The following is a 13,121-nucleotide window of genomic DNA, read 5'->3' as shown; positions in this document are numbered from 1 at the left end:
TTCTAGACAGCGAGGTTAGCGGTCGTTAACCTGAAGGAAATGGTTAACGCTCATTAACAGCGGAACCACGGGTTCGATCACCGGGTGAGGGGACCGCAGGATGCAGGAGGCACCGGAACTCCGGAGCGCGGCAGATCCCGCGTCGGAGGCCTGGCGGGCCAATGAGAAAGCCCATCTCGCGCTCGTCGGCGAACTGCGCGCCAAGCTGGCGGCGGCGGCCCTCGGCGGCGGCGAGAAGGCGCGGGCGCGGCACACCGCCCGCGGCAAGCTGCTGCCGAGGGACAGGGTGGACACGCTGCTCGACCCGGGATCGCCGTTCCTGGAGCTGGCGCCCCTCGCGGCCGACGGGATGTACGACGGGCAGGCCCCGGCGGCCGGGGTGATCGCCGGGATCGGGCGGGTCAGCGGCCGCGAGTGCGTGATCGTCGCGAACGACGCCACGGTCAAGGGCGGCACGTACTACCCGATGACCGTGAAGAAGCACCTGCGCGCCCAGGAGGTGGCCCTCGACAACCGGCTGCCGTGTGTGTACCTGGTCGACTCCGGTGGCGCCTTCCTGCCGATGCAGGACGAGGTCTTCCCCGACCGGGACCACTTCGGACGGATCTTCTACAACCAGGCCCGGATGTCCGGCGCCGGGATTCCGCAGATCGCGGCCGTTCTCGGCTCGTGCACCGCCGGCGGCGCCTACGTCCCGGCGATGAGCGACGAGGCCGTGATCGTCCGCGACCAGGGCACGATCTTCCTCGGCGGCCCGCCGCTCGTGAAGGCGGCCACCGGCGAGGTCGTCACGGCGGAGGAGCTGGGCGGCGGCGAGGTGCACTCCCGGGTCTCCGGGGTCACCGACCACCTCGCCGAGGACGACGCGCACGCCCTCCGGATCGTCCGGGACATCGTCGCCACCCTCCCGGCCCGGCAGTCCCTGCCCTGGGAGGTCACGCCCGTCACCGAACCCAAGGCCGACCCGTACGGGCTCTACGGCGCCGTCCCGGTCGACTCCCGCACCCCCTACGACGTCCGCGAGATCATCGCGCGCGTGGTCGACGGCTCGCGGTTCGCCGAGTTCAAGAGCGAGTTCGGGCAGACCCTGGTCACCGGCTTCGCCCGGATCCACGGCCACCCGGTCGGCATCGTCGCGAACAACGGCATCCTCTTCTCCGAGTCCGCCCAGAAGGGCGCCCACTTCATCGAGCTGTGCGACCAGCGCGGGATCCCGCTGGTGTTCCTGCAGAACATCTCCGGGTTCATGGTCGGCAAGGACTACGAGGCGGGCGGTATCGCCAAGCACGGCGCCAAGATGGTCACGGCGGTCGCCTGTACGCGCGTGCCCAAGCTGACGGTCGTCGTCGGCGGGTCGTACGGCGCGGGCAACTACTCGATGTGCGGCCGGGCCTACTCGCCCCGCTTCCTGTGGATGTGGCCCAACGCCAAGATCTCCGTCATGGGCGGGGAGCAGGCCGCGTCCGTCCTCGCCACGGTCAAGCGCGACCAGCTGGAAGCGCGCGGCGAGAACTGGCCGGCCGGCGACGAGGAGGCCTTCAAGGCGCCGATCCGCGCGCAGTACGAGCGCCAGGGCAACGCCTACTACGCCACCGCCCGCCTCTGGGACGACGGCGTGATCGACCCGCTGGAGACCCGTCAGGTGCTCGGACTCGCCCTGACGGCCTGTGCCAACGCGCCACTGGGAGAGCCCCAGTTCGGCGTCTTCCGGATGTGAGGAGGGGAACCGTGTTCGACACAGTGCTGGTCGCCAACCGGGGCGAGATCGCCGTACGTGTCATCCGTACGCTCCGCTCGCTGGGCGTGCGCTCGGTGGCGGTCTTCTCCGACGCCGACGCCGACGCGCGGCACGTCCGGGAGGCCGACACGGCGGTACGGATCGGGCCGGCGCCCGCGGCCGAGAGCTATCTGTCCGCCGACCGCCTCCTGGAGGCCGCCGCCCGCACGGGTGCGCAGGCCGTCCACCCCGGGTACGGCTTCCTGGCCGAGAACGCGGGCTTCGCGCGGGCGTGCGAGGAGGCGGGGCTGGTCTTCGTCGGCCCGTCCGCGGACGCGATCGCGCTCATGGGCGACAAGATCCGCGCCAAGGAGACGGTGCAGGCGGCCGGGGTGCCGGTGGTGCCGGGCGGCCGGGACCCCGACCTCGCCGAGGCGGCCCGCGCACTGGGCGCGCCCGTGCTGCTCAAGCCCTCCGCCGGCGGCGGCGGCAAGGGCATGCGGCTGGTGCGGGACATGACCGTGCTGGAGGAGGAGATCGCCGCCGCCCGCCGCGAGGCCCGCGCCTCCTTCGGCGACGACACGCTGCTCGTGGAGCGGTGGGTCGACCGGCCCCGGCACATCGAGATCCAGGTGCTGGCCGACGGCCACGGCAACGTCGTCCATCTCGGCGAGCGCGAGTGCTCCCTCCAGCGGCGCCACCAGAAGATCATCGAGGAGGCGCCGAGCGTGCTCCTCGACGAGGCGACGCGCGCGTCGATGGGCGAGGCGGCGGTGCAGGCGGCGCGCTCGTGCGGGTACCGGGGCGCGGGCACGGTGGAGTTCATCGTGCCGGGCGGGGACCCGTCCTCGTACTACTTCATGGAGATGAACACCCGCCTCCAGGTGGAGCACCCGGTCACCGAGCTGATCACCGGGCTGGACCTGGTGGAGTGGCAGCTGCGGGTGGCGGCCGGGGAGCGGCTGGCCTTCGCGCAGGAGGACGTGACGCTGACCGGGCACGCCGTCGAGGCCCGGATCTGTGCCGAGGACCCCGCCCGTGGCTTCCTCCCCTCCGGCGGCACGGTCCTGCTGCTGGACGAGCCGCGGGGCGACGGCGTGCGCACCGACTCCGGGCTCAGCGAGGGCACCGAGGTGGGCAGCCTGTACGACCCGATGCTGTCCAAGGTGATCGCCTACGGCCCCGACCGGGCGACCGCGCTCAGGAAGCTCCGGGCGGCCCTCGCCCAGACGGTCACGCTGGGCGTGCAGACCAACGCGGGCTTCCTGCGGCGGCTGCTGGCCCATCCGGCGGTCGTGGCGGGCGAGCTGGACACGGGGCTGGTGGAGCGCGAGGTGGACGGGCTGGTACCGGACGGGGTGCCGGCGGAGGTCTACGCGGCCGCGGCGCTGCTGCGGCAGGCCGCGCTCGCGCCCGCCGGCGGCCTGGGCTGGACGAACCCGTTCGCGGCCGCGGACGGCTGGCGCCTGGGCGGTGACCGGGCCTGGACGCCGCACCACCTGCAGGTGCCGGGGCACGAGCCGGTGACCGTGCGTGTGCGCAGCACGCCGGACGGCGCCACGGAACTGCTGCTGCCCGGGGCGGACAAGCCGCTGCGGGGGTCTCGGGGCGTGCCCCCGCGGCCCGGCGCCGCACACCGGTTCGGCTTCCTGCTGGACGGCGTCTCCCACACCTTCGCGGCCGGGCCGGACGGCTCCTGGCTGGGCCGGGACGGCGACGCCTGGCACGTGCGCGACCACGACCCGGTCGCCGCGTCCCTCACCCGGTCCGGGCACGCGGGCGCGGACTCGCTGACCGCGCCGATGCCCGGCACGGTGACGGTGGTCAAGGTGGCCGTCGGTGACGACGTCACGGCAGGCCAGAGCCTGCTGGTGGTGGAGGCGATGAAGATGGAGCACGTCATCTCCGCCCCGCACGCCGGCACGGTCGCCGAGTTGGACGTGGCCCCGGGCACCACGGTCGCCATGGACCAGGTGCTCGCCGTGATCGCACCCCACGCCGAGGAAGGGGTGGCCCGGTGACCGCCGACGGACTCCCCATGGTCGTACCGGCCACCGGTCTGCCCGCACGGGTGCGGATCTACGAGGTCGGCGCGCGCGACGGGCTGCAGAACGAGAAGAGGACCGTACCGGCCGAGATCAAGGCGGAGTTCATCCGCCGGCTCGCCGCCGCGGGCCTGACGACCATCGAGGCGACCAGCTTCGTGCACCCCAAGTGGGTGCCCCAACTCGCCGACGCCGAGCAGCTGTTCCCGATGGTCGTCGACCTGCCGGGGGTGGCGCTGCCCGTCCTGGTGCCCAACCAGCGCGGGCTGGACCGGGCGCTGGCGCTCGGCGCCGACCGGATCGCCGTCTTCGCCAGCGCCACCGAGTCCTTCGCGAAGGCCAACCTCAACCGCACGCTGGACGAGTCGCTGGCCGTGTTCGAGCCGGTGGTGCGGCAGGCGAAGGACCGGGACGTGCACGTGCGCGGCTATGTGTCCATGTGCTTCGGCGACCCCTGGGAGGGCCCGGTCCCCCTGCACCAGGTGGCCCGTGTCTGCAAGGCCCTGCGGGACATGGGCTGCGACGAGCTGAGCCTCGGCGACACGATCGGCGTGGCCACCCCCGGCCATGTGCTCGAACTGCTCAACCTGCTCAACGAGGAGGGCGTGCCGACCAACATGCTCGGCGTGCACTTCCACGACACCTACGGCCAGGCGCTCGCCAACACCTATGCGGCGCTGGAGCACGGGGTGACCACGGTCGACTCCTCGGCCGGCGGACTCGGCGGCTGCCCGTACGCCAAGTCCGCCACCGGCAACCTCGCCACCGAGGACCTCGTCTGGATGCTGCACGGTCTCGGCATCCAGACCGGGGTCGACCTCGGCCGTCTCACCGCCACCAGCGTGTGGATGGCCGCCCATCTGGACCGGCCCAGCCCGTCCCGTACCGTCCGCGCTCTCTCCCACAAGGACCAGTGATCAGCATGGACCACCGTCTCAGCCCCGAGCTGGAGGAACTCCGCCGTACGGTGGAGGAGTTCGCGCACGACGTGGTGGCGCCGAAGATCGGCGACTTCTACGAGCGGCACGAGTTCCCTTACGAGATCGTCCGCGAGATGGGCCGTATGGGCCTGTTCGGGCTGCCGTTCCCGGAGGAGTACGGCGGCATGGGCGGCGACTATCTGGCCCTCGGCATCGCCCTGGAGGAACTGGCCCGGGTGGACTCCTCGGTGGCGATCACCCTGGAGGCGGGGGTGTCGCTGGGCGCCATGCCGCTGCACCTCTTCGGCACGGACGAGCAGAAGCGCGAGTGGCTGCCCCGCCTGTGCGCGGGCGAGATCCTGGGCGCGTTCGGCCTGACCGAGCCGGACGGCGGCAGCGACGCGGGCGCGACCCGTACGACGGCCCGCCTGGACCCGGACACGAACGAGTGGGTGATCAACGGCACGAAGTGCTTCATCACCAACTCCGGCACGGACATCACGGGTCTGGTGACGGTCACCGCGGTCACCGGCCGCAAGCCGGACGGCAAGCCGCGGATCTCCTCGATCATCGTCCCGTCCGGCACGCCGGGCTTCACGGTCGCCGCGCCCTACTCGAAGGTCGGCTGGAACGCCTCCGACACCCGTGAACTGTCGTTCGCCGACGTCCGCGTCCCCGCCGCCAACCTCCTGGGCGAGGAGGGCCGGGGCTACGCCCAGTTCCTGCGCATCCTGGACGAGGGCCGCATCGCCATCGCGGCGCTCGCCACGGGCCTGGCCCAGGGCTGTGTGGACGAGTCGGTGAAGTACGCGAAGGAACGCCACGCCTTCGGCAGGCCGATCGGCGCCAACCAGGCCATCCAGTTCAAGATCGCCGACATGGAGATGAAGGCGCACACGGCCCGCCTGGCCTGGCGGGACGCGGCCAGCCGCCTGGTCGCGGGCGAGCCCTTCAAGAAGGAGGCGGCGCTGGCCAAGCTCCACTCCTCCACGGTCGCCGTCGACAACGCCCGCGACGCCACGCAGATCCACGGCGGCTACGGCTTCATGAACGAGTACCCGGTGGCCCGTATGTGGCGCGACTCCAAGATCCTGGAGATCGGCGAGGGCACGAGCGAGGTCCAGCGGATGCTGATCGCGCGGGAACTGGGGCTGGTGGGCTGAGGCTTGCGGGGCGCCCTTGCGGGCGGGGCGCCTGGCGTCACCCTCGCCGCCGAGACGGTACGGGCACCGACCCCCTGGACATCGAGTGAGGTTAGGCTAACCTGACCTTCGAACCAGTCCGGTGGGTCGCCCCGCCCTGTTCCGAAAGCAGCCGAGCCATGTCCAACGCCCCTGCCCCGCACATGAATCGCCGCGGCATCCTCGCCGCGGGCGGCGTCCTCGCACTCGGTGCCGCGCTCACCGCCTGCGGGGACGGCAAGGGCGAAGACACCGGCTCGGGCAGCGGGACGCAGGCCGCCAGGTCCGGCCCCTGGTCCTTCAAGGACGACCGCGGCACGACCGTGAAGCTCGACAAGGTCCCCGCGAACATCGTCGCCTTCACCGGTGTCGGCGCGGCACTCCACGACTACGGCGTCCAGGTCAAGGGCGTCTTCGGCCCGACGACGACCAAGGACGGCAAGGCCGACGTCCAGGCCGGCGACATGGACGTCAGCAAGGTGACGGTCCTCGGCAACACCTGGGGCCAGTTCAGCATCGAGAAGTACGCCTCGCTCGCGCCCGACGTGCTGATCTCCACGATGTTCGACGGCGCCGGCACGCTCTGGTACGTCCCCGAGGAGTCGAAGAAGAAGATCGCCCAACTGGCCCCCAGCGTCGCCATCTCCGTCTACGACCGTCAGCTCACCGAGTCGCTGCAGCGCATGTGGAGCCTGGCCGGGTCGCTCGGCGCCGACATGAAGGCCGCCAGGGTGACCGACGCCAAGAAGCGGTTCGAGGCCGCCGCCGCCCGGCTGCGCGCCGCCGCCAGGGCCAAGCCCGGCATCAAGGTGATGGCCGGCAGCGCGAGCGACCAGCTGTTCTACGTCTCCGGCACCAACCTCTCGGTGGACCTGGAGTACTTCAAGGCCCTCGGCGTGAACTTCGTGGAGCCGCCGGAGAGTGCCAAGAAGCAGGGCGGCGGCTGGTACGAGTCGCTGAGCTGGGAGAACGTCGACAAGTACCCGGCCGACATCATCATGATGGACGACCGGTCCTCGACCGTCCAGCCGGCCGACATCAGCAAGGCGACCTGGAAGAAGCTGCCCGCGGTGAAGGCGGGGCAGGTCATCGCCCGCTCGCCCGAGCCGATCCTGTCGTACGACAAGTGCGTGCCGCTGCTCACCGGTCTGGCCGAGGCCCTGGAGAAGGCGAAGAAGGTCAGCTGACCTCCGGACCACCCCTGACACAGCCCTGAACCCCACCCTCAGGAGCCACCCATGACGACGGCCGTAGCCGCCCCGTTCCGCTTCTTCTCCCTGCAGGTCGTACGGACGAGGCGGCTGGGGCCGTCTCTGGTTCGCGTGACCTTCGGCGGAGCCGATCTGCACGCCTTCCACTCCGACGGGCGGGACCAGTCCCTGTCCCTGTTCCTGCCGCATCCGGGCCAGCCGGAGCCTGTCGTGCCCCTGGAGCTGGGCGACGACTGGTGGCAGGCGTGGCGTGAACTCCCGGACGGCATACGGGCGGTCATGCGCTCGTACACCCTCCGGGCCCTGCGCCGCGACGCCCTGGGGCACACGGCCGAGATCGACATCGACTTCGCGCTGCACGGCGTCGGGACCGGCGCCTCCACGCCCGCCGGCCCCGCCTCCCGCTGGGCCTCCCGGGCCACCACCGGCGACCGGGTCCTGCTGCTCGGGCCCGCCGTCGCCGACAACCGGGCGATCCGCTTCCGCCCGCCCGAGGACACCGACCTCGTCGTGCTGTGGGGCGACGAGACCGCCGTACCGGCCGCGACCGCGACCCTGGAGTCCCTGCCCGCCGGCACCCGCGTGCGGGCCTGGCTGGAGGTGCCGCACGCCGGTGACATCCAGGACGTGCGCACGGAGGCGGACGCGGAGATCACGTGGCTCGTACGGCACGACGGGTCCCCCATGGCCGTCGATGCCGTACGGGCCGCCCGGCTCCCCGCCGCCGAGCGGCCGTACGTGTGGATCGCCGGGGAGTCGGGGCAGGTGAAGGCGCTGCGGCGGTACTTCGTCGGGGAGCGCGGGGTGGACCGGCGGCGGGTGACCTTCGTCGGGTACTGGCGGCGGGGGATGACCGAGGAACAGTTGCGGGCCGCCGAGTAACTCCCCCTGGAGTGGCGCCGGTCACGGGTCAGCCATGCCTTGATCCGAAGAAGTTAGGTTAGGCTAACCTAAGTCAAAACCCCCGCACGGACTGTCCCCTCGGAGGACCCCCACATGCGCTCGCACCTGCTCAATGGCCTCACCACGGAGCACTACCGCAGCTCCGTGACCGAAGGAGTCGAGCGGGTGGCGGCCAAACTCGCCACCACCGACCGTCCGTTCACCGGCGTCACCGTGGACGCCCTCGCCCCCCGCGTCGACGCCATCGACCTGGACCGCCCGCTCGGCGACACCGCCGCCGTCCTGGACGAGCTGGAGGACGTCTACCTCCGCGACGCGGTCTACTTCCACCACCCCCGCTACCTCGCCCACCTCAACTGCCCCGTCGTCATCCCGGCCGTGCTCGGCGAGGCCGTGCTCTCGGCGGTCAACTCCTCGCTGGACACCTGGGACCAGTCGGCCGGCGGCACCCTGATCGAGCGCAAGCTCGTCGACTGGACGGCCCGGCGGATCGGCCTCGGGCCCGCCGCCGACGGCGTGTTCACCTCGGGCGGCACCCAGTCCAACCTCCAGGCGCTGCTCCTCGCCCGCGAGGAGGCCAAGAGCGAAGACCCCGCCACCCTGCGCGTCTTCGCCTCCGAGGCCAGCCACTTCAGCGTGCAGAAGTCCGCCAGACTGCTCGGGCTGGGGCAGGAGGCCGTCGTCCCCGTCCCCGTCGACCACGAGAAGCGTCTGCAGACCGTCGCCCTCGCCCACGAGCTGGAGCGCTGCCGGCGCGACGGCCTGACCCCCATGGCCGTCGTCGCCACCGCCGGCACCACCGACTTCGGCTCCATCGACCCGCTCCCGGAGATCGCCGGACTGTGCGCCCAGTACGGCGCGTGGATGCACGTCGACGCGGCCTACGGCTGCGGGCTGCTCGCCTCGCTGAAGTACCGGCACCGCATCGACGGCATCGAGCGCGCCGACTCGGTCACCGTCGACTACCACAAGTCCTTCTTCCAGCCGGTGAGTTCCTCCGCCGTCCTGGTGAAGGACGCGGCCACCCTGCGGCACGCCACCTACCACGCGGAGTACCTCAACCCGCGACGCATGGTGCAGGAACGTATCCCCAACCAGGTCGACAAGTCCCTGCAGACCACCCGCCGCTTCGACGCCCTCAAACTGTGGCTGACCCTGCGGGTGATGGGCGCCGACGGTATCGGGCAGCTCTTCGACGAGGTCTGCGACCTGGCGGCCGAGGGCTGGAGGCTGCTCGCCGCCGACCCCCGCTACCACGTCGTCGTCGAACCCAGCCTGTCCACCCTCGTCTTCCGCTACATCCCGGCGGCCGTCACCGACCCGGCCGAGATCGACCGCGCCAACCTCCACGCCCGCAAGGCCCTGTTCGCCTCCGGCGACGCCGTGGTCGCGGGCACCAAGGTCGGCGGCCGCCACTACCTGAAGTTCACCCTGCTCAACCCCGAGACCACGACGGCCGACATCGCCGCCGTCCTCGACCTGATCGCCGGCCACGCCGAGCAGTACCTGGGAGAGTCCCTTGACCGCGCGTCCTGAAACCCCCCACACGACCTACGACTTCGTGGGAATCGGGCTGGGCCCCTTCAACCTCGGCCTCGCCTGCCTCACCGAACCGATCGCCGGTCTGGACGGCGTCTTCCTGGACGCCAAACCGGACTTCGAATGGCACGCCGGGATGTTCCTGGACGGCGCCCATCTGCAGACCCCGTTCATGTCGGACCTGGTCACCCTGGCCGACCCGACCTCGCCGTACTCCTTCCTCAACTACCTGAAGGAGAAGGGCAGACTCTACTCGTTCTACATCCGCGAGAACTTCTATCCGCTGCGGGTGGAGTACGACGACTACTGCCGCTGGGCGGCGAGCAAGCTGAGCAGCGTCCGGTTCGGCACGACGGTCACCGAGGTGACGTACGAGGACGAGCTGTACGTCGTCCGCACCGCGGCCGGTGACACCTACCGCGCCCGCCACCTGGTCCTCGGCACCGGCACCCCGCCGCACATCCCGGACGCCTGCCGGAGCCTGGGCGGCGACTTCCTCCACAACTCCCGCTATGTGCACCACAGGGCGGAGCTGCGGCGCAAGAAGTCGATCACGCTGGTCGGCAGCGGCCAGTCGGCGGCCGAGATCTACTACGACCTGCTCGGTGAGATCGACGTCCACGGCTACCAGCTGAACTGGGTCACCCGCTCCGCGCGCTTCTTCCCCCTCGAATACACCAAGCTCACGCTGGAGATGACCTCCCCGGAGTACGTCGACTACTACCGCGAACTGCCCGAGGCCACCCGCTACCGGCTGACCGCCGAGCAGAAAGGCCTGTTCAAGGGCATCGACGGCGACCTGATCAACGAGATCTTCGACCTGCTCTACCAGAAGAACCTCGCCGGCCCGGTCCCCACCCGCCTGCTCACCAACTCCTCGCTGAACGCCGCACGGTACGCGGACGGCGCGTACACGCTCTCCTTCCGCCAGGAGGAACAGGAGAAGGACTACGAGCTGACCAGCGAGGGCCTGATCCTCGCCACCGGCTACCGGTACACCGAGCCGGACTTCCTCAAGCCCGTCAGGGACCGGCTGCGCTACGACTCCCGGGGCAACTTCGACATCGCCCGCAACTACGCCGTCGACGTCACCGGCCGAGGCGTCTTCCTGCAGAACGCCGGCGTCCACACCCACAGCATCACCAGCCCCGACCTGGGGATGGGCGCCTACCGGAACGCCTACATCATCCGCGAGCTGCTCGGGACGGAGTACTACCCGGTCGAGAAGAGCATCGCCTTCCAGGAGTTCGCCGTATGAACGACACGAACACGACCTTCACCTTCCGTGCCGTCGACCCGCTGGAGGACGGCCGGCTGCTGCACTCCTGGGTCACCCACCCCAAGGCCTCCTTCTGGATGATGCAGGACGCCAGACCGGAGGACGTCGAGCGCGCCTACATGGAGATCGCGGCGGACGAGCACCACCACGCCCTGCTCGGCCTGCGGGACGGGGAGCCGGTCTTCCTGATGGAGAAGTACGACCCCGCGCACCGGGAGCTGACCGGCCTGTACGAGGCCCGGCCGGGAGACATCGGCATGCACTTCCTCACCCCGCCGACCGGTACGCCCGTGCACGGGTTCACCCGGTCGGTCATCACCGCCGTGATGGCCCACCTCTTCGAGGACCCCGCGGTGCGGCGGGTCGTGGTCGAGCCGGACGTGCGCAACAAGGCCGTGCACGCGCTGAACGAGGCCGTCGGGTTCCTGCCCGAGCGGGAGATCCAGAAGCCGGAGAAGAAGGCGCTGCTGAGCTTCTGCACGCGTGAGCAGTTCGCCGCCGCGACGGGAGTGGCCGCATGACCCTCGCCGACGCCGTGGCCCACCTCTCCCCCGACCGGTGGGAGACCGCCAACCGCCTGCTGATCCGCAAGGCACTCGCCGAGTTCGCGCACGAGCGCCTGATCACGCCCGCGCAGGAGGGTGACGGGTACGTCGTCCGCAGTGACGACGGCCTGACCTCCTACCGCTTCTCCGCCGTCCAGCGCGCCCTCGACCACTGGCAGGTGGACGCCGAGTCCCTCACCCGGCACCGCGACGGCGGTGAACTCCCGCTGGCCGCGCTGGACTTCTTCATCGAGCTGAAGGGCTCCCTGGGGCTGAGCGACGAGGTCCTGCCGGTGTACCTGGAGGAGATCTCCTCCACCCTCTCCGGCACCTGCTACAAGCTCACCAAACCCCGCACCACCTCCGCGGAGCTGGCGGACGGCGGCTTCCAGGCGATCGAGACCGGGATGACCGAGGGCCACCCCTGCTTCGTCGCGAACAACGGCCGGCTCGGGTTCGGCATCCACGAGTACCTCTCCTACGCCCCCGAGACCGCGAGCCCGGTCCGGCTGGTGTGGCTGGCCGCGCACCGTTCGCGGGCCGCGTTCACGGCGGGCGTCGGGATCGTGTACGAGGACTTCATCCGGCAGGAGCTGGGGGCGGAGACGGTCGACCGGTTCCACGACCGGCTCACCGGCCAGGGCCTCGACCCCGCCGACTACCTCCTCATCCCCGTCCATCCCTGGCAGTGGTGGAACAAGCTCTCCGTCACCTTCGCCGCCGAGGTGGCCCGCCGGCACCTGGTCTGCCTCGGCGAGGGCGAGGACGAGTACCTGGCTCAGCAGTCCATCCGGACCTTCTTCAACGCCTCCCACCCGGAGAAGCACTATGTGAAGACGGCCCTGTCCGTCCTCAACATGGGCTTCATGCGGGGGCTGTCGGCCGCCTACATGGAGGCGACCCCGGCGATCAACGACTGGCTGGCCCGGCTGATCGAGAACGACCCGGTGCTCAAGGCCTCGGGCCTCACGGTCATCCGGGAGCGGGCGGCGGTCGGCTACCGCCATCTGGAGTACGAGCAGGCCACCGACCGCTACTCGCCGTACCGCAAGATGCTGGCCGCGCTGTGGCGGGAGAGCCCGGTACCGGGCCTGCGGGAGGGCGAGTCCCTCGCCACCATGGCCTCCCTCCTCCACCTCGACCACGCCGGCGCCTCCTTCGCGGGCGCGCTGGTCACCCGCTCGGGCCTGACGCCCACCGAGTGGCTGCGCCGGTACCTGCGGGCGTACTACACCCCGCTCCTGCACAGCTTCTACGCCTACGACCTCGCCTTCATGCCGCACGGCGAGAACGTCATCCTGGTGCTGGAGGACGGGGTGGTGCAGCGGGCGGTCTACAAGGACATCGCCGAGGAGATCGTGGTGATGGACCCGGACGCGGTCCTGCCGCCGGAGGTCCGGCGGATCCGTGTCGAGGTGCCGGACGACAAGAAGCTGCTGTCGATCTTCACGGACGTCTTCGACTGCTTCTTCCGCTTCCTCGCCGCGCACCTCGCCGCCGAGGGGATCCTGGAGGAGGACGCCTTCTGGCGCACGGTCGCGGAGGTCACCCGCGAGTACCAGGCGGCGAACCCCGAACTGGCCGAGAGGTTCCGCCGGTACGACATGTTCGCCCCCGAGTTCGCCCTGTCCTGCCTCAACCGCCTGCAGCTGCGCGACAACAAGCAGATGGTCGACCTCACCGACCCCTCCGCCGCCCTCCAGCTCGTCGGCACGCTGAAGAACCCGATCGCCGGGTTCTGACTCCCCGGCGGCTTGATGCCCCGCGCATCGGGTATCGCA

The 13,121-nt window shown here is 70.8% G+C and carries 10 protein-coding genes; all 10 read left to right on the top strand.

The genetic code is table 11. The features are described from left to right. The first annotated feature begins 100 nt into the window (after positions 1-100). A complete protein-coding gene (locus tag IE244_RS01125; protein WP_191870727.1) occupies positions 101-1,717 on the top strand; it encodes a carboxyl transferase domain-containing protein in 1,617 nt (538 codons plus the stop codon). Positions 1,718-1,728: 11 nt separating this feature from the next. Beyond that, entirely contained in the window at positions 1,729-3,738 is a 2,010-nt protein-coding gene (locus IE244_RS01120; protein WP_191870726.1) for an acetyl/propionyl/methylcrotonyl-CoA carboxylase subunit alpha, read from the top strand. After that, positions 3,735-4,679, top strand: a complete 945-nt coding sequence (locus IE244_RS01115) for a hydroxymethylglutaryl-CoA lyase (RefSeq protein WP_191870725.1) — start codon at positions 3,735-3,737, stop codon at positions 4,677-4,679. Before IE244_RS01120 ends, IE244_RS01115 begins: the two co-directional genes overlap by 4 nt. A gap of 5 nt (positions 4,680-4,684) precedes the next feature. After that, complete coding sequence (locus IE244_RS01110) at positions 4,685-5,845, top strand: acyl-CoA dehydrogenase family protein (RefSeq protein ID WP_191870724.1); 1,161 nt, start codon at positions 4,685-4,687, stop codon at positions 5,843-5,845. Between the two features lie 158 nt (positions 5,846-6,003). Then, positions 6,004-7,050: an ABC transporter substrate-binding protein gene (locus IE244_RS01105; protein ID WP_191870723.1), complete on the top strand. Its 1,047-nt coding sequence runs from the start codon at positions 6,004-6,006 to the stop codon at positions 7,048-7,050. Positions 7,051-7,101: 51 nt separating this feature from the next. Then, complete coding sequence (locus IE244_RS01100; protein WP_191870722.1) at positions 7,102-7,956, top strand: siderophore-interacting protein; 855 nt, start codon at positions 7,102-7,104, stop codon at positions 7,954-7,956. A 114-nt stretch (positions 7,957-8,070) separates the two neighbouring features. Then, a complete protein-coding gene (gene desA / locus IE244_RS01095; RefSeq protein WP_191870721.1) occupies positions 8,071-9,513 on the top strand; it encodes a lysine decarboxylase DesA in 1,443 nt (480 codons plus the stop codon). Beyond that, complete coding sequence (locus IE244_RS01090) at positions 9,497-10,774, top strand: lysine N(6)-hydroxylase/L-ornithine N(5)-oxygenase family protein (protein ID WP_191870720.1); 1,278 nt, start codon at positions 9,497-9,499, stop codon at positions 10,772-10,774. Before desA ends, IE244_RS01090 begins: the two co-directional genes overlap by 17 nt. After that, positions 10,771-11,316 (top strand): GNAT family N-acetyltransferase, encoded by a 546-nt coding sequence (locus IE244_RS01085; protein ID WP_191870719.1) that lies wholly within the window; start codon positions 10,771-10,773, stop codon positions 11,314-11,316. Before IE244_RS01090 ends, IE244_RS01085 begins: the two co-directional genes overlap by 4 nt. Continuing rightward, positions 11,313-13,082 carry an IucA/IucC family protein gene (locus IE244_RS01080; RefSeq protein WP_191870718.1) on the top strand — a complete coding sequence of 590 codons (1,770 nt, stop codon included), beginning with the start codon at positions 11,313-11,315 and terminating at the stop codon, positions 13,080-13,082. The genes IE244_RS01085 and IE244_RS01080 overlap by 4 nt, the downstream gene beginning before the upstream one ends. Positions 13,083-13,121 lie beyond the last annotated feature (39 nt).

The sequence above is a fragment of the Streptomyces filipinensis genome (assembly GCF_014649495.1).
GTDB classification, from domain to species: Bacteria; Actinomycetota; Actinomycetes; order Streptomycetales; family Streptomycetaceae; genus Streptomyces; species Streptomyces filipinensis.
The sequence above is the reverse complement of the archived record's forward strand: the minus strand, read 5'-3'. Positions and strand labels throughout refer to the sequence as shown.

Coding starts and splice junctions, on each gene's coding strand:
- IE244_RS01125 (WP_191870727.1), top strand. CDS start 101: ATGCAGGAGGCACCGGAACTCCGGAGCGCGGCAGATCCCGCGTCGGAG.
- IE244_RS01110 (WP_191870724.1), top strand. CDS start 4,685: ATGGACCACCGTCTCAGCCCCGAGCTGGAGGAACTCCGCCGTACGGTG.
- IE244_RS01105 (WP_191870723.1), top strand. CDS start 6,004: ATGTCCAACGCCCCTGCCCCGCACATGAATCGCCGCGGCATCCTCGCC.
- IE244_RS01100 (WP_191870722.1), top strand. CDS start 7,102: ATGACGACGGCCGTAGCCGCCCCGTTCCGCTTCTTCTCCCTGCAGGTC.
- desA (WP_191870721.1), top strand. CDS start 8,071: ATGCGCTCGCACCTGCTCAATGGCCTCACCACGGAGCACTACCGCAGC.
- IE244_RS01085 (WP_191870719.1), top strand. CDS start 10,771: ATGAACGACACGAACACGACCTTCACCTTCCGTGCCGTCGACCCGCTG.
- IE244_RS01080 (WP_191870718.1), top strand. CDS start 11,313: ATGACCCTCGCCGACGCCGTGGCCCACCTCTCCCCCGACCGGTGGGAG.